General features: G+C 64.2%; 19 protein-coding genes and 1 tRNA gene. 7 read left to right on the forward strand and 13 right to left on the reverse strand.

The window, feature by feature from the left end; genetic code table 11:
- Positions 1-135: 135 nt before the first annotated feature.
- The 3 genes from DKW65_RS04775 to DKW65_RS04785 form a co-directional block, all read right to left on the reverse strand.
- On the reverse strand, positions 136-1,194 hold the full coding sequence (locus tag DKW65_RS04775; protein WP_111656187.1) for a patatin-like phospholipase family protein: 1,059 nt from the start codon (positions 1,192-1,194) through the stop codon (positions 136-138).
- Positions 1,195-1,198: 4 nt separating this feature from the next.
- On the reverse strand, positions 1,199-3,259 hold the full coding sequence (gene metG, locus DKW65_RS04780; RefSeq protein ID WP_111656188.1) for a methionine--tRNA ligase: 2,061 nt from the start codon (positions 3,257-3,259) through the stop codon (positions 1,199-1,201).
- A 75-nt stretch (positions 3,260-3,334) separates the two neighbouring features.
- Positions 3,335-6,175 (reverse strand): hybrid sensor histidine kinase/response regulator, encoded by a 2,841-nt coding sequence (locus DKW65_RS04785; RefSeq protein WP_111656189.1) that lies wholly within the window; start codon positions 6,173-6,175, stop codon positions 3,335-3,337.
- Positions 6,176-6,328: 153 nt separating this feature from the next.
- On the opposite strand from DKW65_RS04785, the gene DKW65_RS04790 reads away from it, so the two are divergent.
- Positions 6,329-7,765, forward strand: a complete 1,437-nt coding sequence (locus DKW65_RS04790) for an alkaline phosphatase D family protein (RefSeq protein WP_111656190.1) — start codon at positions 6,329-6,331, stop codon at positions 7,763-7,765.
- A 620-nt stretch (positions 7,766-8,385) separates the two neighbouring features.
- On the forward strand, positions 8,386-8,673 hold the full coding sequence (locus DKW65_RS04795) for a DUF2288 family protein (protein ID WP_111656191.1): 288 nt from the start codon (positions 8,386-8,388) through the stop codon (positions 8,671-8,673).
- Between the two features lie 22 nt (positions 8,674-8,695).
- Here DKW65_RS04795 and DKW65_RS04800 read toward each other — a convergent pair whose 3' ends face one another.
- On the reverse strand, positions 8,696-9,355 hold the full coding sequence (locus DKW65_RS04800; RefSeq protein ID WP_111656192.1) for a glutathione S-transferase family protein: 660 nt from the start codon (positions 9,353-9,355) through the stop codon (positions 8,696-8,698).
- A gap of 51 nt (positions 9,356-9,406) precedes the next feature.
- Between DKW65_RS04800 and DKW65_RS04805 the strand changes: the two genes are divergently transcribed.
- Positions 9,407-10,066: an alpha/beta family hydrolase gene (locus tag DKW65_RS04805; protein WP_111656193.1), complete on the forward strand. Its 660-nt coding sequence runs from the start codon at positions 9,407-9,409 to the stop codon at positions 10,064-10,066.
- Here the strand turns inward: DKW65_RS04805 and rimI are convergent.
- The 4 genes from rimI to DKW65_RS04825 all read right to left on the reverse strand — a co-directional run bounded on the left by rimI (position 10,053) and on the right by DKW65_RS04825 (position 13,381).
- Positions 10,053-11,165 carry a ribosomal protein S18-alanine N-acetyltransferase gene (gene rimI / locus DKW65_RS04810; protein WP_111656194.1) on the reverse strand — a complete coding sequence of 371 codons (1,113 nt, stop codon included), beginning with the start codon at positions 11,163-11,165 and terminating at the stop codon, positions 10,053-10,055. The two genes, DKW65_RS04805 and rimI, sit on opposite strands and share 14 nt — an antisense overlap.
- The gene (locus DKW65_RS04815) at positions 11,162-12,271 is read right to left on the reverse strand and encodes a DUF2817 domain-containing protein (protein WP_111656195.1); all 1,110 of its coding nucleotides are present in this window, start codon (positions 12,269-12,271) and stop codon (positions 11,162-11,164) included. Before DKW65_RS04815 ends, rimI begins: the two co-directional genes overlap by 4 nt.
- An 84-nt stretch (positions 12,272-12,355) precedes the next feature.
- The gene (locus tag DKW65_RS04820) at positions 12,356-12,892 is read right to left on the reverse strand and encodes a YaeQ family protein (protein WP_111656196.1); all 537 of its coding nucleotides are present in this window, start codon (positions 12,890-12,892) and stop codon (positions 12,356-12,358) included.
- Positions 12,893-12,895: 3 nt separating this feature from the next.
- Positions 12,896-13,381 carry a hotdog fold domain-containing protein gene (locus tag DKW65_RS04825; RefSeq protein ID WP_111657521.1) on the reverse strand — a complete coding sequence of 162 codons (486 nt, stop codon included), beginning with the start codon at positions 13,379-13,381 and terminating at the stop codon, positions 12,896-12,898.
- 124 nt (positions 13,382-13,505) lie between these two features.
- Here DKW65_RS04825 and DKW65_RS04830 point away from each other — a divergent pair, with 124 nt between their 5' ends.
- Together DKW65_RS04830 and DKW65_RS04835 are read left to right on the forward strand one after the other, a co-directional pair.
- The gene (locus tag DKW65_RS04830; protein WP_162925701.1) at positions 13,506-14,315 is read left to right on the forward strand and encodes an acyl-CoA thioesterase domain-containing protein; all 810 of its coding nucleotides are present in this window, start codon (positions 13,506-13,508) and stop codon (positions 14,313-14,315) included.
- 12 nt (positions 14,316-14,327) lie between these two features.
- Complete coding sequence (locus DKW65_RS04835; protein WP_111656198.1) at positions 14,328-15,068, forward strand: O-methyltransferase; 741 nt, start codon at positions 14,328-14,330, stop codon at positions 15,066-15,068.
- Position 15,069: 1 nt separating this feature from the next.
- Here DKW65_RS04835 and DKW65_RS04840 read toward each other — a convergent pair whose 3' ends face one another.
- The 3 genes from DKW65_RS04840 to DKW65_RS04850 form a co-directional block, all read right to left on the reverse strand.
- Complete coding sequence (locus DKW65_RS04840; RefSeq protein WP_162925702.1) at positions 15,070-17,049, reverse strand: transglycosylase SLT domain-containing protein; 1,980 nt, start codon at positions 17,047-17,049, stop codon at positions 15,070-15,072.
- A 103-nt stretch (positions 17,050-17,152) separates the two neighbouring features.
- The gene (locus tag DKW65_RS04845) at positions 17,153-18,139 is read right to left on the reverse strand and encodes a class I SAM-dependent methyltransferase (RefSeq protein ID WP_111656200.1); all 987 of its coding nucleotides are present in this window, start codon (positions 18,137-18,139) and stop codon (positions 17,153-17,155) included.
- Positions 18,140-18,177: 38 nt separating this feature from the next.
- Entirely contained in the window at positions 18,178-19,161 is a 984-nt protein-coding gene (locus DKW65_RS04850) for an NAD-dependent epimerase/dehydratase family protein (protein WP_111656201.1), read from the reverse strand.
- A gap of 155 nt (positions 19,162-19,316) precedes the next feature.
- On the opposite strand from DKW65_RS04850, the gene DKW65_RS04855 reads away from it, so the two are divergent.
- Both DKW65_RS04855 and DKW65_RS04860 read left to right on the forward strand, forming a co-directional pair.
- The gene (locus DKW65_RS04855) at positions 19,317-19,799 is read left to right on the forward strand and encodes an FKBP-type peptidyl-prolyl cis-trans isomerase (protein WP_111656202.1); all 483 of its coding nucleotides are present in this window, start codon (positions 19,317-19,319) and stop codon (positions 19,797-19,799) included.
- A 64-nt stretch (positions 19,800-19,863) separates the two neighbouring features.
- Positions 19,864-19,937: transfer RNA gene (locus DKW65_RS04860), tRNA-Gly, on the forward strand.
- Between the two features lie 10 nt (positions 19,938-19,947).
- On the opposite strand, the gene DKW65_RS04865 is transcribed toward DKW65_RS04860, so the two are convergent.
- Positions 19,948-22,242: a hybrid sensor histidine kinase/response regulator gene (locus tag DKW65_RS04865; RefSeq protein WP_111656203.1), complete on the reverse strand. Its 2,295-nt coding sequence runs from the start codon at positions 22,240-22,242 to the stop codon at positions 19,948-19,950.
- 157 nt (positions 22,243-22,399) lie between these two features.
- Entirely contained in the window at positions 22,400-23,872 is a 1,473-nt protein-coding gene (locus tag DKW65_RS04870; RefSeq protein WP_111656204.1) for a DUF3336 domain-containing protein, read from the reverse strand.
- Between the last annotated feature and the right edge of the window lie 69 nt (positions 23,873-23,941).

Raw genomic sequence — 23,941 nt, forward strand, 5'->3', positions numbered from 1 at the left:
TGCCGCAGCCCGCGCGCTGTCCGCGCAGCCCTGCACCAGCTTCGTGAGGGGTGGGGGCGGTGTGACTGATTTCAATGGGTTGCGCGGGCTGAGTGGTTGTTTTTTGAGCATTTCCCTGCGCCGACCTGGTGCGCCTCAGGCGCGCAGGGCCGACAGATCGCCCTGTTGCAGGCGTTGCAGGTCTTCCACCAGCGCTTCGGAGCGCTTCATGGCCTCGCCCCAGTCGCGGATACGCTGCTCGTCCGGCATGCGATTGAAGTCGCGCCGGTCGGGAATGCGCCCGTTGGGTAATCCGGCGACCCAGTCATCGCTGGGGCAGAGAATGACCACGTTATCGTAGTGACGCGGGTTGGCGCGGCGCCATTTCAGGGCCTTGTCAAACCAGCCCGGCGTGACACGCGGGTAGAAATGCGGATAGAGCACCAGGCCGTCCTGGCTGAACGGAATGTCGAAGTGGTAGTCGGTGATGCCGCCATCGTAGTAGATGCCGGGGCCGGCACCGGGAATGTCCGGGATGCCGCTGAGCACCAGTGGAATGGCCCCTGAAGCCAGAATGGCGGGGCGCAGATTATCGGCGGCCAGGGCCACCTGGCGGGTGGGCAGATCCTTCAGGTGATAGAAGGGCGGCTGGTCGTCGGCGGCGTGGAACAGCACCCGCTCGAAGAAACCGCCCAGGGTGCGGCGGTGCACGGCATTGGCCAGGGCGGTCAGGCCCAGGCCGGCGGCTTGCAGCGCGCGTTGCCGGGCCGCGTTGAGGCCGCGCGCGCGGGCGGCGATCAGGTTCAGTTTGATGACCGGGTTGTTGAGCACCTGCTGCACGGCCGCGTCGCCGGGCAGCACTGCATCAAGCAGGCGATGAGTGTGCCGGGTGATTTCGTCGAAACCCATGCCGGGGGCATAACAGATATGTTGATAGGCCTCGGCGAAGCGGCGCGAGGCGGCGGCCGGATCGGCCTGGGCAAAGCAGGCAAAGCGCCAGGCCCCGGCGGACGACCCGATCAGATGCAGAGGCGTGTCACGTCCGGCAAAGAAGTCGCCGAACAGATATTCGTCCAGCTTCGCCAGGGCCAGCCACTTGGGCCCGCCGCTGGCGCCCACCATGACGCGGATGTCCTCCTGACGCAGGCCATCCTTCTCGATATGGGCGCGGGCGCGGGCACCCGCGATAACGCGCAGCGCAGGCTGTCTGTTCATCAGTTCAGCGTACTTCCATGCCAGGCTCGGCGCCGCTGTCCGGGCTGAGCAGGAAAATTTCACTGCCACCGGGACCGGCAGCCAGCACCATGCCTTCGGACAGCCCGAACTTCATCTTGCGCGGCGCCAGGTTGGCCACCATCACCGTCAGACGGCCTTCGATATCCTCTGGCGCATACTTCGCCTTGATGCCTGCGAAGACGTTGCGGGTGTCGCCGTGGCCAATATCCAGCGTCAGTTGCAGCAGCTTGTCGGCTCCCTCGACATGGGCGGCTTTGACGATTCGCGCTACGCGCAGCTTCACTTTGCTGAAGTCGTCGATGCTGATCGGCTCGTCATTCCCGGCAGGCGCTGCCTGTTTTTTCTTTGGCTTGCTCTGCTTTGTCGGGGCGGTTTCGGTGGCCGTCTGCGCTTCGCCGCTGGTGTCTTTCGAGTCAGCCAGCATGGCGTCCACCTGTGCCATGTCCACGCGGTTGAGCAGGGCGCTGAAACGGTCGATGGCGTGCTCGCCCAGCAGCCGATCGGCATCCTGCCAGCGCAGTGGCTCAACCTTCAGAAACGCCTCGGCTTTTTCTGCCAGCGTGGGCAGCACCGGCTTCAGGTACAGCGCCAGCAGGCGGAACACGTTCAGGGCCGTGGCGCAGACGGCCAGCACCTCGGCCTCGCGGCCGTCCTCTTTTGCCAGCTTCCAGGGGGCACGTGCCTGAATATATTCATTGGCCTGGTCGGCCAGCAACATGATTTCGCGCATGGCCTTGCCAAATTCGCGGGTTTCGTACAGCGCGGCGATCCCCGTGGCGGCTTGCTGCACGCTCTGCACCAGCTCGGCATTGTCCAGCGTGGCGGGCAGGGTGCCGCCGAACTTGTGCACGAAGTTGCCGGTGCGGCTGGCGATGTTCACTACCTTGCCGACCAGATCGGCATTGACCCGCTGCACGAAGTCTTCCAGGTTCAGGTCGAAATCATCCACGCCCTTGCCCAGCTTGGCAGCAAAGTAATAGCGCAGATATTGCGGGTCCAGATGTTTGAGGTAGGTGCTGGCCTTGATAAAGGTGCCACGCGATTTCGACATCTTGGCGCCGTTGACGGTGACGAACCCGTGCACGTGCAGGGCCGTGGGCTTGCGCAGCCCGGCGCCTTCCAGCATGGCGGGCCAGAACAGGCCGTGGAAATTGACGATGTCCTTGCCGATGAAGTGGTGCAATTCGGCATCGGAATCGGCTTTCCAGTAATCGTCGAAGTTTTCGCCGGTCCTGTCGCAATAGTGGCGGAAGCTGGCCATGTAGCCCACCGGTGCGTCCATCCACACATAGAAATACTTGCCCGGCCAGCCGGGAATCTCGAAACCGAAGTAGGGGGCTTCGCGGCTGATGTCCCAGGGCTGCAGCCCGGCGTCCACCCACTCACGCAGCTTGTTGGCTACGCTCGGTTGCAGGGCGTCGCTGGCGAGCCAGTCACGCAGCATGGCTTCGAACTTCGGCAGATCGAAAAACAGTTGCGTGGTGGGCTTTTCCACCGGGGTGGCGCGGGTCAGGGTGGAGTAGGGGTCCACCAGTTCGCCGGGCGTATAGGTGGCACCGCAGACTTCACAATTGTCGCCGTACTGATCGGCCGCGCCGCATTTCGGGCAGGTGCCGCGCACGAAGCGGTCGGCCAGGAACATGCCCTTGACCGGGTCATACAGCTGGGTGATTTCCTTTTCCAGGATATGGCCCGCGTCGCGGTTGGCCAGATAGATCTGCTCCGACAGCGCGCGATTTTCCGGGCTGTGGGTGCTGTGGTAGTGATCGTAGCGGATCAGGAAGGCAGCAAAGTCCTGCTCATGCTCGGCCTGTACCCGGGCGATCTGCTCTTCCGGGGTCAGACCCTGTTCCTCGGCCTTGAGCATGATGGCGGTGCCATGAGCATCATCCGCGCACACGTAGATACAGTGCTCGCCACGCATCTTCTGGAAGCGCACCCAGATATCCGTCTGGATATGCTCCAGCATATGGCCCAGGTGAATCGAGCCGTTGGCGTAGGGCAGGGCACTGGTCACCAGAATCTTGCGTGGTGCGTCGGTCATGGCGCGGGAAGTCCGTCAGCAGGTCAGGGCGCCCAATGATAAGGGCCGGGGGGCGTTGGTGCCACCCGTCCGGATTCAGGCATCCACCTGGCGGCGCAGGGAGCGGCGAATGGCATCGATGACCTGATCGCGGGACACCGGTTTGCTCAGGTAATCATCCACCCCCGCATCGCGGGCGTGCTGGACATGCTCGGCGGAGGCATGGGCACTCAGCGCGATGATCCAGCTGCGGATGCCGGTGTCCTGCTCCCCAGCCCGGATCTGCCGGGTGGCCTCATAGCCGTCGATGGTGGGCAGCTCCGAATCCATGAAAATCACGTGCCATGGCTGCCGTGCCCGCTGAACCTGAAGCAGAGCTTCATCGCCATCACTGACCAGCGTCGCGCGAATGCCTGCTGTACGCAGTATCGAGTCGATGACCAACTGGTTGACAGCATTGTCCTCCACCACCAGCACGCGCAGACCACTGAGTTCATCCTGTTCGCTGGGCGTCTCGCCACGGCGCGGCAGGGGAGACGCGGCGGCGGGCTTGCGAACCGGTGTCAGGCGGCCGATCAGCAAGCCCCGCAGCGCACGGGCGCGAACTGGCGTTTCCAGCAGTGGCGCCGCAAGACTCAGGTCGGTGGCGGCGTCGGTCGTACTGGGCTGCTCCCCGGTGGCACCGGCGAGCAGCAGGGCAGCAGGGCGCAGCGTATCCGGCATGGCGGCCAGATCATCACGGAAGCGCCGGTTGACCAGCAGCGCATCGAACGGCTGCCATGATGCCGCTCGCTCCAGTCGTTCACGGGCCTCTTTCATGGTGCGGCAGTCATCGACCTCCATGCCCCAACGGGCAGCCATCTGCGAGACGCTCAGGCAGAACGACGGATCCGGATCGACCACCAGCAGGCGTTTGCGTTGCAGGGCGGGGACCAGCGCTGGCGCGCTGCTGCTGCGGCTCTTCACCGTGAACCAGAAGGTTGCACCACGCCCCGGGGAGCTGTTGACGCCGATGTCGCCGCCGAGCATCTCGCACAGGCGCTTGCTGATCGCCAGGCCCAGCCCGGCACCGCGTCGCTGCCGTGGCCCGCTGCCTTCGGCATGGCCGAACTCGCGGAACAGGTTGCGCTGCTGGGTATCGTCGAGGCCACAACCGGTATCGGACACCTCGAACTGGAGAATACAGTTGCCCTGCGCATCAGGCGGCTGCCGCAATGCCACATGCAGGGCGATTTGCCCATGGTCGGTAAACTTGAAGGCGTTGCTGATCAGGTTGGTGATGACCTGTTTGAGGCGCACCGGATCGGTATGGATCACTTCCGGCACGCGGCTGTCCAGATAGGTATGGATAGGCAGGTTGCGCTCGCTGGCCAGCAGGGCAAACAGTGATACGCAATCATCCACCAGATCCTCCACCCGGACCTCTGTGCTCTCCAGTTCCAGTTTGCCGGCCTCGATGCGCGAATAATCGAGAATGTCGTTGATCACCGTGAGCAGCGACTGGGTAGACTGGAAAATGGTGTCCACATATTGCGACTGCTGGTGCGACAGCGGCGTGCGCCGCAGCAGGTCGGTCATGCCCAGCACGCCATTCATGGGCGTGCGGATCTCGTGACTCATGGTGGCGAGGAACTCACTCTTGGCCTGATTGCGGGCGCCGGCCTTGAAGGCTTCCATTTCTGCCAGGGCACGTTCCTGTACCGAAGACGAGTACTCCCCCTTGAGCCGGTTGATGCGCCAGGCCAGCGCAAACGACAACAGCACCACTTCGATGAAGACGCCCACCTGGACGAGGTACTCGGTGAACGCATTGCGCGGTATCCAGCCGAACTTGCTCATCGCCATGGCAGCGGTACCGACGATGAAGCACACCCAGGCGATGGTGAAGAGGCGCGCCTCCGGGTCGCCCTGCCGTGTGCGCAGCAGCCCCACCGCCAGGATGCTCAGGTCCATCAGCAGGATGGCGAACACCTGAATCGGCAGGATCAGGAACCGGTCGACGAAGGGCGTGATGGCCAGCAGGCCGACACCGATGCCGACATGAAAGCGCAGCAGGCTCGCCAGGTGCGGTGCGCGCTGCTTCAGATCAAGGAAGTGGATGGTGAACAGGGGCGGCAACAGGACGATGAGCGGCAGCAGATACATGGTGCCGTAGGCGCTGATCAGCGCACTGCCTGGCCAGACGTAACGCTGGGCGAAGCCATGCAGGATCGCCAGGAACAGCGTGATGGTGAAGGACCAGGCCACATACAGCAGGTAGACCCGCTCGCGGATCGAGAAGTACAGGCACAGGTTGTAGAGAATCATTACCAGCATGGCGCCGAAGAACAGACCCTGCAGGAGCAGGGTGTTCTGCGCCCCCCGTTCCATGGCGCCGCGCTCCAGGACCGCCAGCGGGACCTGAAGGCTGTACACGGAACTGATGCGCAGGAAGGCGTCGGCGCTGTCGCCGGGCGTCAGGGCCAGCGGGAACGTCGGAAGCTGGTAGGGATAGGGACGCAAGTCATAGCGCAGGTCATTGCCGGCGCGCGCCACATCGATGACGGTGCCGTCCTCCTGCCGTAACCAGAAATCGATTTCCGCAAGCAGGGAATAACCCACCTGCAACAGCCACTGCTGGCCCGGGTCGGCCTGATTGTCCAGCCTCAGACGCAGCCAGCACTGGTCCCGGGTGAAACCGCGATTGGGAATCCTGTGGCCCACCGGCTGCCAGTCCAGTATCTCCGGATCAGCGAGTACCGCATCGGCGCGGGGCGCCTCGTCCGGTGACACGCAATGGATCAGGGCGTGACGATGCGCATCACGGTGGGTCAGCGGCTGGTCCTGCAGCGTCAGAACGGCTGCGGCGCCGACACCCGGGCACAGCCCGAGCAGCAGTGCAAGGCACCCCGCCAGCCACGCCAGAGGTCGCCCATTCGCCCGGCGCGCACTCGTCATTGATTGCATCCTGCCCCCCGCTGTCAGCGGTACATCTTACGTCCTGTTGGTTACGTCCTGCTGGGGTTGGTACTTTATTCCTATCCGTTTATGGTAGCGGTCGGTCATGTCGCAGAGCAAGGGACAATGCGGGTCAACAATGCGGGGTAAGCAATGCGGGTAGAACCTTTTTCGGTCGGCCCCATCATCGGCGCCTGTGAGCCTGACAGCGCGCGCCTGTTCGGGCGCGCTGCCATGACGGCCTTCAATCTGTCCGGCAAGGCCATGCTGGGGCGCGTCCGCTGGCGTCAAGCGGGGCAGGCAGACTGGCAGCCCGCGCAGGCGTTTCGGCTGAACACCAACTTTGACGGCAGCGGCGTTGCCGTGCTCCACGGGCTGACCCCCCGGACGGTGCATGAATATCAGGCCGGCTGGGTTCTGGACGCCGATGCCCCGGCGTCGCTGCTCGACTGGCGAGCCCTGCCGATCTACCGCTTCCGCACAGCCCCGGCCGAGCGCGATGCCCCCGCCAGCCTGCTGCTCGGCTCTTGCAGCTACCGCTTCTTCGACCTCGGCGGCCTGATCTCGGACGACCGCGCCGACAAGACCTTCAAGGCCATGCATGCCCATCAGCAGCAACACGGGCCGGTGGACTTCACCATGCTGTGCGGCGACCAGGTCTACGCCGACCCACTGAACCGCCTCGGTGCCCTGAGCGACGAGGCCTGTTACCTGCAGCTTTACCGTCGCGTCTTCGGCCAGCCTGGCATGCGCGAGCTGATGGCCAACACGCCGACCTACATGATCCTTGATGACCACGAGATCGAGGACAACTGGCCCGCCCACGCCTCCCCGGCAGACCGCATCGGCAAGTTTCCGGCCGCCATCAAGGCCTACCAGATCTATCAGGCTTCGCATGGCCCGGCCATGCCACTGGACCCCACCGGCTGCTGGCCCGACCGCGACCCCGACCACCTGTGGTACACCTTCAGCCACGGCTGCGCCGATGTGTTCGTGATGGATGTGCGTACCGAGCGGCAATTGCAGGGCGGCAAGCGCGACGTGCGCATGATCTCGGCGGAGCAGGAGCAGGCGCTGCTTGACTGGCTGGCGACCTCAACCGAGCGGGTCAAGCTGATCGTGTCTCCGGTGGTGGTGTTCCCGGACAACCGGCGGCTGTTCCGCCGAAGCGATGCCTGGGAGGGCTTTGTCCATCAGCGACGCCGCATTCTTGACGCTGTTCGCCGACTGAACCTGCGCCGCGTGGCGTTTCTGTCCGGCGATGTACACGCTTCGCTGGTGGCGTCGCTGCATACGCGAGGCCACGATGGCAAGCCGCTGACGATTCATAACGTGGTCAGTTCGGGGTTGTTCTGGCCCAGCGCGCTGATGGCATTCCGCTGGTACAGCCCGATGATCCAGTCTTCCGGGCGCCTGGCCACGGGAGGACTCTGGTCCTGGAATCGCTATCGGGTCGCCCTGTGCAATCGGGTTTACAGCCGCGATGCCTTTGCGCGCATCGAGGTATCGCCGGCGCAACTGAGGTTCCGGTTGTTCGACCGGAGGGGGGATGCCTTGCCGACGCACGATGTGGATGTCGACTGGGGCTGACGTGACGTGTAGGCAATGGCTTACAGAAAGTGTCGGCAATCTCCTGCATCCACGGGGCGGCTTCACAGCTAATCTGTACGCGGACTCAAGGACTGAGTAGTGCAACACGGATGTTGATCCTCTATACAGCCTGTTTCGATCGCCCGCCCCCAGCGGGCGTTTTTTTTGGCGTTGTGCTCCATGCTGTGTTGGTTTGGTGGTTGTGGCCCTCGGGGGGCGGGTAAAGGGTTTCTGGACACGCTGCAAGTACATCCCTGTAAGCTCTCGTTCGGCATCCATGCCTCTCGAAGGTCCAGAAACCCTTTACCCGCCCCCCGAGGGCCGTCACGCGCAGCCCGGTTAACGACTTCCAGCCAACTGAAAGCCTGGTTCTGGCGACAAGCTACGACGTGCCAGCGGTGAAGTGACCTCTGAACTGAGGCCTCGGGGAGGGGTAAGCCCTTCCAGAAGTGTGTGAGGCAGGAAGCCGAACGCAAGCCTACAGGGACGTATTTACGGCGGCTTCTGGAAGGGCTTACCCCTCCCCGAGGCCGCGCTACGAAGCACATGACAGCCCACTGAAATCCCCCAGCCCCTGACGTATACTGCGCCGCCGGAAACCGGCCATCATCGGAGATTGCATGTCCGAGCTTATCGATACCCTGAATCGGGAAACCGCGCGCATCAGCTGGAGTGAGTTGCAGCCGTTCTTCGCGCGTGGCCAGACCGTGGCCGTGGACCCGGCGCTGGATCTCGTGGCCGTCGCCGCCGCCTTCGCCCGGGACGACAAGCCCACCGTGCAAGGCTGGATGGAGGGCGCCCGCGTGGCCGTCGTTACGGACGCCCAGAGCGCCGCCTGGCTGGACGCCGATGCCGACATGTGGGCCGTGGTGGTGGCGCCGTTTGTGCTGGTGCAGCCGGTCGCCTGATAACCGGGGGGCGGCAGGGAGGTCAGCGCTGGACCATTGTTTTTGCCGCAGCCAGTACCGAGGCCGGATCGAGATCACCCGGGACCTTGACGCCGCGGTCGACAGCGGGCCGAGCGCGTAACTGCTTCAGCCAGCGTTGCAGGTGAGGCAAGTCACTGATATCCACGCCGGACCACTCATGAGTGCGTGCCCAGCACCAGTTGGCAATGTCCGCGATCGAATAGTCCCCGGCCAGGTATTCGTGCTCCTTCAGGCGCCCGTCGAGCACCGAGAGCAGGCGCTTCGACTCGTTCTGGTAGCGGTCGATGGCCACCTGTATCTTTTCCGGCATATAGCGGAAAAAGACATTGGCCTGGCCCATCATCGGGCCCACGCCGCCCATCTGGAACATCAGCCACTGGATGACCTGCGAACGCCCGCGCGCATCGGTGGGACACAGCCGGCCTGTCTTCTCGGCCAGATACAGCATGATGGCGCCGGATTCGAACACCGCAAAGCCCTCTTCGTCGTGATCGACGATGGCGGGGATGCGGCCGTTCGGGTTGATGGCCAGGAAGTCGGGGGTTTTCTGTTCGCCTTTCATCAGGTCCAGGGCGATGACCTGGTAAGGCAGGCCCATTTCTTCGAGGGTGACCGAGGCCTTCCAGCCGTTCGGCGTGGCGGCGGTATAGAGATCGATCATGACAACTCCACAATGCCATCATAGGGATGGTGATCATAACAGGTGTAATGCATGACAGAACTGACATGGCAGCCTGCCGCGTCACCGCGGGCGACGTTGCTGCTGGCCCATGGCGCCGGGGCCGGGCAAGACAGTGAGGCAATGATCGCGTTGACGGACGCGTTGACGGCGGCAGGCATCACCGTGGTGCGGTTCGAGTTTCCCTACATGGTGCGTCGTCGGCAGGACGGTCGCCGTCGGCCGCCGGATCGCCAGCCGGTGTTGCTGGCCGCGTTTGCGGCGGCGCTGGCGCAGGTCGCGGCGGACCCGCGTTGCACGCGGCCATTGCTGGTGGGTGGCAAGTCCATGGGCGGGCGCATGGCGACGCTGCTGATGGCGGGTGACGAGGCGCCCGCCGACGTGGCGGGGGTGGTGTGCTTCGGGTATCCGTTTCACCCGCCGGGCAAACCGGAGCGGTTGCGTCTGGATCACTGGCCCGCGCTGACGGTGCCGTTGCTGGTCTGCCAGGGGGAGCGGGACACCTTTGGCAGCCGTGCGGAGGTCGAAGGCTATGCCCGTGAAGGATTGCTGCCGGACGCGGTGCGGCTGCTGTGGCTGGCGGACGCCAACCATGATCTGACGCCACGCAAGGCAAGTGGTCTGACCCGGGCCGACCATCTGCAGGCGTGCGGCCGGGCCCTGCAAGCCTGGGGGCCGGTCAAGGCTTTCTGATCAGTACTGCGGTGCGCAAGCGGTTGCGCCCGAAGCGCGCCATGCGACCAAAATCGGCGCGCGCGATGGGCAGGTACTGGCAATCCAGATCGGTCTGCACGCCGTCTTCCGGGTCCGGGTCGTGCAAATAGAGAAAGTCCTCGTCGAACGCCGACAACAGGACCCAGTGTGGTGTGCGCTTGCCGTCCATCTGCCAGGTGGAAATCAGGATCAGCGGCATGGCGCCCTGTTCCAGCCCTCGGGTCAGGGCCTGTTGGGTAATCTCCCGATAATGCACGGTAATCCCGGCCTGTTTGCTGCGACGTACGAAATCCTTGTGCACCATTTCGATGATGTGTTTTTTTTCTTCGTTGCGCACGCTGTCGACGAACAAGGGGCCTTTCTGGCTGATCCAGACGTCGGCACGGAAGCCCCGTTCGACGGCGGCCAGCGCCAGGCCCAGCGGGTGGCAGCCGCCGTGTCCGGCGGTCATGAAGATGGTGGTCGCCTCGCGCCAGATCTGCACTTCATCGCGTTGTTTCAGTTTCAGGTCGTTATCCAGCGCTTTCATGGCCATCATCAGTGAGGCCGGGCCACAGGTGAAGTCGGTGGTCTGCCGGTACCAGGGCACGGGTTTCTGCCACAGGGTGGCATCGAAATGGCGGATACGTTTCTGGTAGCGCAGGGCGTCCTGGTGATCTTCGTAGTAATCGCGGTATTCGCCGAAGCGCAGGTAGCCCATGCTCTCGTACAGGGCGATGGCGGCATGGTTGTCCTTGCGTACTTCCAGGCGCAGGGAAATGCGCTGGGCGTCCAGGGCGGCTTTCTCGGCCGCCTGCACCAGCTTGCGGCCCAGGCCCTGGCCACGGCACTGGTCGCTCACGGCGATGGAGTACAGACGCGCCAGCGAGGTGCCGCGATGCAGGATGACCAGCACATAGCCGACCAGTTGCCGGTGCTGCTCGGCGACGATCAGTGCGCCGTGTTCGGTGGTCAGCCAGCGGCGCAGGCTGCGTCGGCTCAGACGGTCGGTGTCGAAGGTGCGTTTTTCCAGGGCCTCCAGCGCATCCAGATCGTCCAGATGCCCTTGGCGCAGGGTAATGGGCGATGTCCGCGTCATGATTGTTCCTTGTCGCGATGTCTGTCGCGATGCATCCCGGTCAGTGCCAGATCGATCACCTGGCGGGCCCGGAACAATACCAGTTGCTGCCACTGTGCGGCATCAGGACAGAAGTGCGCGCGCATGGCGTGCTTGACGGCCCGGGTCGTGTCGGCATGCCAGTCCGGCATGCCCTGCTGATGCAGGCGATGATCCTGCAGCAGGACGTCGAACAGGGCGTCGGTGCTGAAGGTACCGAATTCCAGAGTCACGAAACAGCTGCGGGCGTCCATGATGGCGTGCCAGGCATAGTCCAGCAGGCCGGTTTTCGGCACCGACGATGAGGTCCCCGCCAGCGGCAGCGTGACGGCGTCGCCATACCAGCGTTGCGCGGTACGGGTGCCGTCGCTGTCCGGATCATGGTCGCAGATGATCTCGCCATAGCCATAGGGTCCCAGGCCGGTGTGCAGATCGATCACTGCCAGCTGGCGGCCAGCCAGCGCGTGGTCGTGGATCAGGGTTTCTACCAGTTGCCGTCCGTGGGCGGGCCCGGTGCCGCCGAAGAAGGGTCCGGCCGGGTCCTGGTACTGGCCGCCGCTGACGGCGATCTCGAGCGCGGCGCGGCCGTGGGCATCGGCGTAGGCCGCCAACGCGGATTGCCGGGCGGCGGCATCCTCGCCCAGCAACAGGTCGCGCAATTGCGCGTAACCGGGGTTGAGGGGGCGTGGTGCGTTGAAATCAATGAAGTTGCGATTCAGGTCGATCCCTTCGGCGTCGCAGCGACGTAACCAGGCGCAGCCCCAGGGGTTGAGCAGATGCACCAGCAGCAGCGCGCAGTCGGGCGGCAGGGTCAGGTGCTGTGCGGCCAGGCGACGTACCAGGTCCTGCTGGATGGCGCTGCCTGCCAGCCCTTCGACACCGTGCGTGCCGGACAGCACCACCAGCACCTGTGCCGCCTCCTTCGGCCCCTGCCAGAGGCTGTGGCTGGCCAGTGCTTCGCCCAGCGGGCCACGTTGTGCCAGGGGGTGTTCGCGCAGGGTGCCCAGCGCGGCAGCATGGGTGGCGAAGTGTTGTGTGCCAGCGTATTCGTGCGGAAAGGGCATGGCAGGGGGCAGGGCTGACAGCATGGTGTAACCAGCAACGATGGATGACAGGGACGATTCTGTATCAAGCCTAGCCTGACCAGCCCCGCGCCGCCAGCAACACCGGTGTCAGTCGGTGCTGGCGGGCGTTACGGTGACCATTTCGCCGCGATGGTCGGCAATGTACAGGCTGCCGTCGCTGACGTTGACCTGCCAGGCGAAGGTGCGTGGCAGGTCACGAGCCAGTGTATCCACAGCGTCCCAGGGCAGTACGCAGACACTGGCGCGGGACTGCTTGCGCACGTCCTTTTCCACCCGCTTCCACCATTGCGGCCACTGCCGCCCGTAGGGGATGACCGTGACCCGGGCGGCACGCAGGCATGCCTTGCGCACCCGGTCGGCATCCGGCTCGCCCACATCGACCCAATGGCTGATGTTGTCGTGCAGGTCCCTGGCCAGCAGATCGGCCTCGTCGCGCGTGGACAGGCCGCTGCCGAAAGTCAGTGCCGGTTCGGGGAACAGGCACCAGGCCAGCAGGCGCGCCACCATCCGTTGCGGTGTCTCCGAGGGGTGCAGGGCCAGCGTCAGCCGTTCATGGCCGAAATGGTTGCGGTCCGTATCGGCGATATCGATATCGGCGTGAAAGACCGTTGCGCTCAGTGCCATGGCTCAGCTGCTTTTTTTCGCGGGTTTTTCAGTCACCCACAGATGAATGGTGCCCTCGACGACCACGGTGTCGTCATCACGCAGGGCGCGTACGGCGACAGCCACTTCCGGGCCATTTTCCCAGGCGCCGGGAGCGACTTCGGCAATGACACGAATATCGGTTTCTGCCTTGGCGGTGTAGCGCACGTCCATGCCTTTGGGAATCCAGCGCAAGTGCGCAGGAATCGAGGCTTCTGCCACCACCCCCATGGCAAATTCCAGGCCGTTGCAGATGGCGATCACGTGCACGGTGCCAATATGGTTTTCCACGGCGCGGCGTTTTTTCAGCAAGGCTTCGCAATAGTTGGGGCGCAGCGTCTGCAAACGCGGCCGCACGGTGCCGAAGTAGGGAGCCTTGCGGCAGATGGCCATGGAAAACAGGGTTTTCCCGGCGGGCAGTTTTTCCATTTTCTGGTACAGGGCCATGACCGGATTGGGTTTCTGGCTCATCGGGCGTCTCCTGCAGGTCATGCGCGATATCGTCGTGCGCGGTGGTCGGCCATTGTCCATGTCTGTCAAGCCGGAGGGAAGCCGCATCTGCTACACTTCTGCGCTTTGTTCTCCGGGGATCCCTATGACTGAAGTGCTGTTTGACCGTGATGGTGAGGTCTATCTGCCGACGCCCGCCAGCGGCAGCCCCTGGCATCCGAACATGCTGCACGGGGGTGCCGTATCCGGATTGTTCGGTTTCGGTGTCGAGCAGCAGGCCACGGCCTGGCCCGATTTCCGCCTTGGTCGCTTGACCATGGACCTGCTGCGGCCGGTGCCACGCGCGGCGCTTAAGCTGAGCAGCCGGTTGCGCCGTGACGGGGGGCGTCTGAAGGCACTGGATCTGGCGCTGCACCATGACGGCAAGCTGGTGGCCAGCGCCAGTGCGGTGTTGCAGAAGGCGCATGCGATCACCTTGCCCGCGCACGCACCCACCCCCGCTGTGCCCCCGCCTGGCCCTGACGGGCTGGCGGAAACCGGCATCCAGGCGATGCTGGACGCCAAGGGTCTGAAGATCCCCCGGGGGCTCCACTCTCGTGTGCAGCTGCGTCCGGTGACGCCCTGGAACGAGAGCGGGCAGGGCACCAGTTGGTTGAACCTGCCGGTGACCATCGTTGCCGGGACGCCGCTGACGCCGCTGGTACGGGCGACCTTGCTGAGTGATCTGAGCAACGGCGTGGCGCAGCTCAATCTGGGCAATGCCACCGGTACCATCAATGCGGATATCAACCTGAACCTGTTTCGGTATCCCGACAGCGAGTGGCTGGCGATCCAGGCACAGACGCAGCTGCAGCCAACGGGCCTCGGGCTGGTGCAGGGCACACTGTTCGATACCCGCGGGGCCATCGGCTATGTGACCCAGGTGGTGCAAAGCTACGGCGAATTTACCGGCTGAGGCGGGCTATTCATGGCAGTGATCTGGCAGGCCGGGCGCAACGGTGTCGAGTATGAGGTGCGCCGCCATGGCCGCACCCTGCGGCTGTATGCCAACGGGGTACAACATTCCGAATTCCATCCGCGCCGTCTGGTTACAGGCAGTGTCTGGGATCTGTTGTGGCTCCCGGCGTTGCTCACCGAGCCCACGAGTCTGCGTCGGGTGCTGGTGCTGGGATTGGGGGGCGGCAGTCTGGTGCCGCCCGTGCGCAAGCTGGTGGACCCGGACCTGTTTTTTGCCGTCGAGCTGGACCCGTTGCATCTGGAGGTGGCGCGTGAGCATTTTGGCGTCGGTGATTTCGGGGTCGAGACGTTTTGCGCCAACGCGGTGGACTGGGTGGCGGCTTACGATGGCCCGCCCTTCGATCTGGTGATCGAGGACCTGTTCGCTCCCGCCAATCGTGAGGTGACCCGGGCGGTGGCTGCCGACCGGCGCTGGTTGAAGGCGCTGGACCGGCTGGTGAGCGATGACGGGGTGCTGGTGATGAATTTCGGCGACTGGCGTGAGTACCGCGACAGTGATGCCGCCAGCAAACCGCGTGGCTGGGCCAACGGTTATCGACTGGCCACACCGGACTGCCACAATGCCGTGATTGCCTGGACCCGTCGCAGTAGCAGTAGCAATGGCCTGCGTCGCCGGGTGCAGGCCGAGCCCGAACTGGCCCGCGCCCTGGCGCTTGATGATTTGCGTTACACGGTGCGTCGGCTGTTCTGAATCACTCGGTGGCCTGCTGCAACAGCGCCATGTGATAGCCCGGGTGGCGCTCATGGGCCTCGATCAGTGCGACCCGCTGCCCGCCTTCACCGTCCAGTCTCTGCAACAGCACCCGATAGGCCAGCACGGCCTGCACGTATTCCCGTGTTTCACGGAAGGGAATGGACTCCACCCACACATCGAACGGCAGGGTGGTGTCACCAAGCCAGTCATCCACACGGTGCCGCCCGGCGTTGTAGGCGGCCAGCGCCAGCAGCCGGTTGCCCTGGTAGCGGCTGATCAGGTCGGCCAGGTAGGTGGCGCCGAAGCGGATGCTCAGTTCCGGCACCATCAGGGCATCGTTGTCCGGTGCCTCTTCCTTCAGCCAGCCGGCAATCTGCGCCGCCGTGCCGGGCATGATCTGCATCAGACCGCGCGCCCCCACGGGCGACACGGCATGGCTGTGGAACGCGCTTTCGCGCCGCGCCACAGCCATCAGCAGATAAGGGTCCATGTCGCGTTCCCGGGCAACGGCCATGAAGGCGTCACGGTAGGCGCGCGGGAAGCGCCAGGTCAGCACATTGTGGGCGCCCGCATGGATGGCGGCATCGACCACCAGGGCATCCCACTGTCGTGACAGCGCGTAGTTGGCCAGCGCGTGGGCGGTGGCGTTGTCCCCCTGGCGCAGCAGTCGCAGCCATTCGTCGCGCGCCAGCGAGGGTTCATCAATGGCCAGCAGCAGGGCGATGCGGGTCAGTGCGGCATCATCCTTCGGCAGCGCGGTTTCCGGTGCGCTGGTCTGGTGCAACGCATACGGGACGTTGATCTGGTCTGCCGCTGCAAAGGCCCAGAAGTTGCGTCGCTGGGCGGCCTGCTGCCAGGCGTGCCTGGCCAGTTCCGGTTCGCCCACGGCCTGGTAGGCGCGCCCCAGCCAGTACTGCCAGCGGGACTCCTGCTGCTCGCTGGCAGGCAGCCGCGCGATCCAGGCGATCACGTGGTACCACTGCTGCTCGGCAATGGCCCGGCGCGCCCGTTGTTCGATCAGGGCATCGCTGCCATGAGCCAGCAGCCAGCGGTCCAGCCAGGCCCGGTTCTCCGGCAGATCACGAATGGTGGAGAAGAAGGCGATCCGGCGCTCGGCGTTGGCGCGTGCCGTTTCCGAGAGCGCCGGTTCGTGCTCGATCAGGGTGTTCAGCGCCTGCAGGGCCGCCACGGTGTCGGTGCTGGCCATGCGATGCAGCCCGGCATCAACAAGCTGGGTGCGCTGCACCCGGGTCAGGCCATCCGGCAGATCGAGAATGCGCTCGGGCTGGTTGAACACCTGCCGCAGCAGCAGACCGGCATCGGCCATGTCGTCGCTGAGCAGCTCACCGAGATGACGCATCAGGGCCGGATCGCCAGCGCGAAAGGCGAGCAGCTTGCGTTGCCAGATCAGGCTATCGTCGATGACCCCGGCGCGACGGGCCGCATCGAAGAGCGGGTCGCAGGCGGCGGGACGCGAGTTGCCATGCAGCCACAGGCTTGGTATTTCGGCCCAGGCCTTCTTCGGGTCCTGGTCATGGATGGCGCGCCAGTAGTAGCACACCAGTTCATCGGTGACCGGCGGTGTGGTGCGGAAGGTACGCAGCTTGCGCCATTCGCCGGCGCGCCCGTACTGACTGATGGCCACGCGCTCCATGCTGGCGGCCAGCGGCAGATCGGCATAGCGCTCGCGATAGCGATTGACCTCGGCGGGTGAAGCGCCGGGCAGCGCAGCGCGCAGGCGATGGAAATCCAGGTACCCCTGCAAGGGATGGTTCGGGCCCAGCGCCGCTTCCAGTGTGTCCAGGCGTTCGAAATCGCGGTCGCGGGCAGCGTCCAGCGCGGCACGGAACAGCGCCGGATCAAGCGCAGCCTCCCGTTCGGTCGCGGCGGAGCCGGGTTGCACCAGCAGAAGTCCGGCCACCAGCAGGGCCCACAGGCCCTGGCGCGGAGAACGTGACAGGGGGGCGAGCAGCGTCATAAGGGTACAGCCTGATCCGTATGCGGTGGGGGGCATCATTGCCCCGGTTCACAGCAGTGTAGGAAAAGTAAGTGAACACCAACAGTAGGGAATTTGTAAAAACTCAATTCTGCAGTCGAGCGTGCCAGACCCGGAAGCGACGGTTCTCCTGCGCTACCGTCACCTGGGCAAAGTGCTGTGCCAGCCAGTCGCCATAGGGGAGCCCCTGATTGGCCACCAGCCACAGGCTGCCGCCGCGCTGCAGGTGGCGCGGCGCCTCGCTGATCAGGCGCTGGGTGATGCCGGTGTGGTGCGCCAGCCCGTCGTGAAAGGGCGGGTTACTGATCACGGTGCGAAAACGAGGCGCCCCGGCGCCGCCGGGCAGGCCGCTATACAGATCGCTGTGATACACCCGGGCTGTCAGGTCATTGGCCGCCAGACTGCGCTCGGTCGCGGCGACGGCGCTGGTGCTGACATCCACGGCGCTCACCTCCAGCCCCCGGCGAGCCAACTGGGCGGTGAGGATGCCTGCGCCGCAGCCGATATCCAGTACCGGGCCGTGCAGTGTGATGTCGGCGAGCGTATCGAGCAGCAGAGCGGTGCCGTCATCCAGGCGCCCGTGGCTGAACACCCCGGGCAGGCTGCACAGCGTCAGGCCATCGCAGTGCCAGCGGCGCTCGAACTGATCGAGGGTCACGGGGGGGTGCGGCGACAGGGTGCCGCGGAACAGCTTGCAGTGCCGTGCACTGTCGAGTGATTCCGGCTCGCCACACAAGGCGGCGAACTGCTTCAGGGCGCCGCGAATGCCGCCCTTGCCCGGGCCCACCAGCCAGCATTCGGTGGGCCGGGTGATGCTGCCCGCCAGGGCGGCCAGCAGCAGATCAAGGCGCTCGCGTGATTTCGGCAGGATGATGATCAGCAGATCGGTGTCGGCGGGGACGTCGGGCAGCACTTGCGCCTGATCCAGAGGCAGGCTGGCGAGTTCGCCGTGCAGGGTGATCCGGGCCGCGGGCAAGTGGGCCAGTGCGGCATCGTCAGCGTCGACGATCAGCGCATGGCGACCGGCGAGCAGTGCCTGCTGGCGTTCGAGCAGGCGCGTGGTGTTTTCCATCAGGGCTTTCCATTACAACATGCCATCACAACACGCCATTACAGCATGGCTTCCGCACGCATCCAGTCGATGCATTCCCTGAGCATGGTTTCCAGAGATACCTTGCTGTTGAAGCCCAGTTCCTTTTCGGCTCTGGCGCTGCTGGCGACAACGCGGTTGGTGACCAGCGCCACCTTTTCCGGCGTCAGTCGGGGCTCGTCGCCGGTGATCAGGGCGGCGAGCGGATAAAGATGCCCGGCCAGACGTAACAGCAAGGGTGGCACCGTGCGTCTGGGCGGCTTGCGGTCCAGCAGTTTACAGACGACGCGCACAACGTCCAGCAGGCTGGCATCAATGCCTGACAAAATGTAGTTGGCGCCGGTGCGGCCCTTTTCCCAGGCACTCAGATGGGCACGGGCGACCTCGCCGACATGGCAGAAGCTGCCGCTGCCGGGCGGTACGCCGGGCAACTTGCCCGCATTGATCAGCGAAATCAGCTGCGACCAGTTATGGGTATCGCCCGCGCCAATGATGCCGCAGGGATTCAGGATGACGGCGTCGAGGCCTTCGGCGATGCCTTTTCGTACCTCCTGTTCGGCAAGGTATTTGGTGCGGTTGTAGCTGATCCAGTCATGCTCGGCGGTCGACGGCGTATCTTCATCGATAGGTTGCTTCTGGATGCCGTAGGCGGAGATGGACGAGGTATGCACCAGTCGTTTTGCACCACGCGCCAGGGCGGCGGCGACCACCGCGCGGGTGCCGACCACATTGTCGCGGTACTGGCTCTGATCCTGGCGCCGCCACAGCGAGGTGTTGCCGGCGATATGGAATACGGCATCGGCACGCTCGGGCAGCACCTCGGTGAGCTGGGCGACATCATGCATCTGGGCGGCCACCGGGCGCGCGCCGAGCGCTTCGAGGCGCTCGCGATTACCGCGCGGGCGGTGCAATGCGGTCACCTGCCACCCCTGCGCCTTGAGCAGGGTGATGACGTGGCCGCCGACAAAGCCGGCGCCTCCGGTGACGAAGGCATGTTGCGTCATTCTGGGGCCTCCGGCTGATGCAGCGTGCGAACAGGGTGCTCCGCAGCATAACCAAGCCCGGCGCCCGGCGCCAAGTCGGATCCGCACGGGCATGACTGGACCGACCGGCACAGCAGACAGATAATGGCGCCCCATCACTCGCACAGAGGCACATCATGAAGGTTGAAGCAGGCAAGGTCGTCAGTTTCCACTATGCGTTGTACGACAGCGAGGGCACCCTGATCGAGCAGTCCTCCCCGGAGACGCCGACGCTTTGCCTCATGGGTGCGGGTAATATCATCCGTGGTGTGGAAGCCGCCTTGACGGGTCGTGAAGCCGGTGACCATATTGATGTGCAGATCAGCCCGGAAGACGGCTACGGTCACCGCGACGAGAACATGACCCAGCGCCTGAGCGCCAAGTATCTGCGCCATGCGGGCAAGCTGCGCCCGGGTATGCGGGTACCGGTACAGACCGATGACGGACAGCGCTGGGTGACGGTACTGAAAGTCGGCCTGAAGACCGTGGATGTGGACGCCAATCACCCGCTGGCCGGACAGACATTGCGATTCGTGATGGATATCCATGAGGTGCGCGACGCCTCGGCGGAAGAAAAGTCCCACGGCCATGCCCATGGCCCGGGCGGTCATCAACACTGATGGCGTAGCCGTATTGCGCAGTAGCAAAGTGACGGTGATTTGACTATATTGCGCGTTCTGGTTTGCGGGTGTAGTTCAATGGTAGAACGGCAGCTTCCCAAGCTGCATACGAGGGTTCGATTCCCTTCACCCGCTCCACCTTTCCGTGTCAGGGTTTGTCCTGATTGCGCTGCTCGAAAGACATCACCTGCAGCGTGCGCTCCAGCCCCAGTTCCGACAGCAGTTTCTGCACGGCGTCCTTGCGCACCGGCTTGCTGAGAAAGTGATTCATGCCGGCGTCGCGCATGCGTTGCCGCTGCTCTTCCATGACATGCGCCGTCAGGGCCACGACGGGCACCGCAGGCAGTCCGGCGTCGGTTTCCAGCTGGCGTATCGCCCGGGTGGCGGCAAATCCGTCCAGTACCGGCATTTCGCAATCCATCAGCACCAGATCGAAGGCGCCGCCTGCAGCGCGGTAGGCGGCCACCGCTTCTTCGCCATTGACGCAGACCACCGGGTGAATCCGCAGGGCGGCAAGGATGGCCAGAATGACATCGCGGTTGACGTCGTTGTCTTCCGCAATCAGCACGCTCAGGTGGTCGAACCGGTTATGTTCGCTGATGCGAGGCTGTTCGGTGGCGCGCATGCCGTGCCGGTCCAGCAATTGTGACAGGCTGCTGGCGGTGACCGGTTTGGGCAGGGAGCGATAGGGCAGGGTGTCCGTATCCAGCGGTGCCACCAGGCAGACACGGTCGTGGTAGCGGGCCAGTTGCTCGCGTCGCTCGTTATCCAGCTTCTCGAACAGCGCATGATCCACCAGCATGTGCCGATAGCGTGCGCCAAGGTCCAGATGCGAGGGGTCGCTGGCCGCGGTCACGCTGACGCCCAGGAAGCGCAGCATGCCCTGCATGGCCTGTTGTGCAGGGCCAGCCGGGCAGAGCAGTAACACGGGCCCCGGGTCGAGGTGGGGGTGGCCGTCTTGCTGCGTGTCGTGTGGCAAGGGCAGCGTGACGCTAAAGCAGGAACCCGCCCCGGGACGGCTGTTTGCGGTGATGTCGCCGCCCATCTCCCGCGCCAGCTTCTGGCACAGCGCCAGGCCCAGGCCGCTGCCGCCGAAGCGTCGGGAGGTGCTGTCATCAGCCTGGGTGAAGGCATCGAAGATGACCTGCATCTGATCCGGCTGGATGCCGATGCCGGAGTCTTCGACGTCAATACGTACCTGCCCGCTGTCGTTGTGTTCCTTCACCCGGACAAGCACATGCCCGGCGCGGGTGAACTTCAGGGCGTTGTTGATCAGGTTCAGCAGTATCTGCCGGATACGGAGCGGATCCCCCTGTACCTGCCGGGCATGGCGCAGCTGCACATCCAGCACCAGCTCCAGACCTTGCTGGCGGGCGATGCCGGCAAAGGCGGTCACGGCGTCCTCCACCAGCAGCTGCAGGTCCAGGGGAATATGCTCCAGAGTCAACTGGCCTGCTTCGATCTTCGAGTAATCAAGGATGTCATTGAGAATGGCCAGCAGGTTTTCGCTGGAATGCTGCATCAGATGCAGATAATGCCTCTGGCGCTCGTCCAGCTGCGTGCTGGTGAGCAGGTCCAGAATCCCGATGATGCCGTTCATCGGGGTACGGATCTCATGGCTCATGGTGGCCAGAAAATGACTCTTGGCACGGCTGGCGCTTTCTGCCCGGATGCTTTTTTCCTGCTCCGCCAGGCGCTGCTGCTGTTCGTGGCGCAGTGCGATTTCCGTTTCTTCACGGCGCGCGATATCCATGCGCAGGCTGTCGCGCATGTGGTTGAGTGCATCGGCGATGTCCTGCAATTCATCCCGTTCGTTCTGGTCGCGCTCCAGTGTGAGCGGCGTGTCCAGCGTCTGCAGGCTGAGGCCCCGTGCATAGGTGGCGATACGGCGCAGGTGGCGGGTCAGCATGAAGCGCATCAGGGCGATGATGATGAACGCAATGAGCAGGGTTTTCAGTGTCTGGAACAGGGCGATGAACACGGCGTGTTCCGCTACCCGCTGATGGATCGGGGCATGGGTCAGTGACAGCACCAGATCGCCAAGGTATTCGACGCTGCCGTCATCGCGGGTATAGCGTAAGGGCAGGGTTTCCTGGTGCAGCCCCTCCCAGCGGTCACCGGCGGCCAACGAGCGGCTGGCGCCGTCCCAGTGCTGCCATGCCACCTGGGCGATGTCGATTTCAGGGAGCCGGGCAAGCGCATCAAGCTGGGCCTGCAACTGGGCTTCGTCGAAATTCCACAGGGCGAGACTGATGGCGGGGAGGGTGCTGGTTTCCAGCTGCTCCAGCTGGCGTTCCAGGGAGGAAACGCCGGTGCGGTATTCGCGGCCCAGCAGCAGCAATACCGCCACCAGCGTGATCACGGAACTGATCAGCACGATGGCGCCCATCAGCCGGAAGGCCAACGGGTTCTGTTGACGATAAGCGCGCCAGTGCTGGCCCATGATGACCTGTGCTCCCTGCGTTATGAATCTGACAACGCCCTCTCTGGCGTTGCGGTGTTATTTCCTGCAATCCATGTTACGTGGGCCGTCAAGCCGCTGGCAATGTGCTGAGGCGGCATTCTGTCGGCTTTTGCGGCGCGCCCGGCGGCGCGCGGCGTCAGGATACCTGGGGGCTGCTGACCAGGCGCAGGCGGCGCAGCTTTTCTGCCTCCATGCGGTCCAGGCGTGTCAGGCAGTCATGGAAGGTGCGGCTGATCCGGGTGGTGTTGCGGATCATGTCCATGCGCGGCCAGGTGGTGCGTTCTCCCAGACGAATGTAACGGCGCACGTCCTCGACGCTGGGGTTTGCCAGCACCCGGAGCAGGCCAAGCGGGCGTCTGGGGGGGACCAGATTGATATCACCGATGTATTTCTGTTGTACCACCGAACGGGCCTTGTCGATGATCAGGCCGATGTCGTTGGATTCCACCCGCGTCTGCACCAGCTCCAGGCCAAAGCGCAGGTTCATGGCGACATTGCGGATGGCCCAGTTGGTCATCACCGGCACCACGCCACGGTTGTTTTCCGAGCGCGAAATGAAAGGCACCACGTGAGGGTTGGTCTGGCTGACGATGGCGTGGTTGACGCCATACAGGCGGGCCAGTCGACGGATCGGCAGGTCGTCCTTGATCGAACCGTCGACAAACTTCCGGCCCGGAATATAGGGCACCTTGTCCCCTTCCAGATTCTTTGCCCACAGGCTGACCGGCGGATAGATCCCGGGAATGGCACAGGAGGCCAGCGACGCCTTGCGGATCAGCACGTTGGGTGAGGTACGCCAGTTGAGCAGCCGCGCATGCTGGTGACGGTCATAGGGGCTGACCGGAATATTGATTTCGCGGCCAGTCTTGCGATACGCCTCTTCAAAGGTCATGTCCGGAATGTTTTCTTCCAGGCAGGCTTCCAGGTGGTCGCCATCGAGCACCGGCGTACCGCGCAGCATGCCCTTCCAGCCGATATAGCGGAACGCCTGCAAGTACAGGTTTTCCGGTTCGAGCCTGGTCTGCAGTTCGCTGTCGGCGTGACTGCCCACTACCGCAGCGATAATGGAGCCAGCGCTGGAGCCGGAGATCACCGAGGGCAGCAGGTCCTCTTCCCACAGCGCTTTGCAGACACCGATATGGAACAGCCCCAGCGCAGCACCGCCGGAGAGCATCAGACAGCTCTGGCCGAAGGCCTGACCGGTGGTCTGGAAGAAATCCAGTTTTTCCTTGAAGGGAAATTCCTCGAAATCGTTGTCGCACAGGTAATCCAGCGCGGTGCTGACCTCGTTCAGATAGGTCTCGATCAGGCGCTTGGTGCCAGTGCGGGTGTAGCGGTACAGCTGCGGGTTGGAGATATTGCCCAGATTGCCGTGCAGCCCCTCGTGCAGATGGAATACCAGCTTGTTGACGTCGCCACGCTCGCGCGCCTGGCGGATCTGTGCCAGCCGGTTGCGAATCAGTTCATAGTCATAGTGACGGGAACGATCAATGTCCTTCCAGTCGTCTGCACCGGACCGGCGGTCGTGTTCGGCGCTGGCTTCGTGCCACTCCTGATAGGTGGCGGCATGTTCAATGGCCCGTTCGAGCTGGCGCAGGGCACGTTTCATGCGGGGGTCTCCGTTTAGGGCAGTGCACAATGACACAGTTGTTATTGTGAATGAGGCATGCCCCGAGTA

Source organism: Isoalcanivorax indicus (genome assembly GCF_003259185.1).
GTDB lineage: Bacteria > Pseudomonadota > Gammaproteobacteria > Pseudomonadales > Alcanivoracaceae > Isoalcanivorax > Isoalcanivorax indicus.

Excerpts from the sequence above, each read along its gene's own strand:
- DKW65_RS04775 (WP_111656187.1), bottom strand. The coding sequence starts at position 1,194 with ATGAACAGACAGCCTGCGCTGCGCGTTATCGCGGGTGCCCGCGCCCGC.
- metG (WP_111656188.1), bottom strand. The coding sequence starts at position 3,259 with ATGACCGACGCACCACGCAAGATTCTGGTGACCAGTGCCCTGCCCTAC.
- DKW65_RS04785 (WP_111656189.1), bottom strand. The coding sequence starts at position 6,175 with ATGACGAGTGCGCGCCGGGCGAATGGGCGACCTCTGGCGTGGCTGGCG.
- DKW65_RS04790 (WP_111656190.1), top strand. The coding sequence starts at position 6,329 with ATGCGGGTAGAACCTTTTTCGGTCGGCCCCATCATCGGCGCCTGTGAG.
- DKW65_RS04795 (WP_111656191.1), top strand. The coding sequence starts at position 8,386 with ATGTCCGAGCTTATCGATACCCTGAATCGGGAAACCGCGCGCATCAGC.
- DKW65_RS04800 (WP_111656192.1), bottom strand. The coding sequence starts at position 9,355 with ATGATCGATCTCTATACCGCCGCCACGCCGAACGGCTGGAAGGCCTCG.
- DKW65_RS04805 (WP_111656193.1), top strand. The coding sequence starts at position 9,407 with ATGACAGAACTGACATGGCAGCCTGCCGCGTCACCGCGGGCGACGTTG.
- rimI (WP_111656194.1), bottom strand. The coding sequence starts at position 11,165 with ATGACGCGGACATCGCCCATTACCCTGCGCCAAGGGCATCTGGACGAT.
- DKW65_RS04815 (WP_111656195.1), bottom strand. The coding sequence starts at position 12,271 with ATGCTGTCAGCCCTGCCCCCTGCCATGCCCTTTCCGCACGAATACGCT.
- DKW65_RS04820 (WP_111656196.1), bottom strand. The coding sequence starts at position 12,892 with ATGGCACTGAGCGCAACGGTCTTTCACGCCGATATCGATATCGCCGAT.
- DKW65_RS04825 (WP_111657521.1), bottom strand. The coding sequence starts at position 13,381 with ATGAGCCAGAAACCCAATCCGGTCATGGCCCTGTACCAGAAAATGGAA.
- DKW65_RS04830 (WP_162925701.1), top strand. The coding sequence starts at position 13,506 with ATGACTGAAGTGCTGTTTGACCGTGATGGTGAGGTCTATCTGCCGACG.
- DKW65_RS04835 (WP_111656198.1), top strand. The coding sequence starts at position 14,328 with ATGGCAGTGATCTGGCAGGCCGGGCGCAACGGTGTCGAGTATGAGGTG.
- DKW65_RS04840 (WP_162925702.1), bottom strand. The coding sequence starts at position 17,049 with ATGACGCTGCTCGCCCCCCTGTCACGTTCTCCGCGCCAGGGCCTGTGG.
- DKW65_RS04845 (WP_111656200.1), bottom strand. The coding sequence starts at position 18,139 with ATGGAAAACACCACGCGCCTGCTCGAACGCCAGCAGGCACTGCTCGCC.
- DKW65_RS04850 (WP_111656201.1), bottom strand. The coding sequence starts at position 19,161 with ATGACGCAACATGCCTTCGTCACCGGAGGCGCCGGCTTTGTCGGCGGC.
- DKW65_RS04855 (WP_111656202.1), top strand. The coding sequence starts at position 19,317 with ATGAAGGTTGAAGCAGGCAAGGTCGTCAGTTTCCACTATGCGTTGTAC.
- DKW65_RS04865 (WP_111656203.1), bottom strand. The coding sequence starts at position 22,242 with ATGGGCCAGCACTGGCGCGCTTATCGTCAACAGAACCCGTTGGCCTTC.
- DKW65_RS04870 (WP_111656204.1), bottom strand. The coding sequence starts at position 23,872 with ATGAAACGTGCCCTGCGCCAGCTCGAACGGGCCATTGAACATGCCGCC.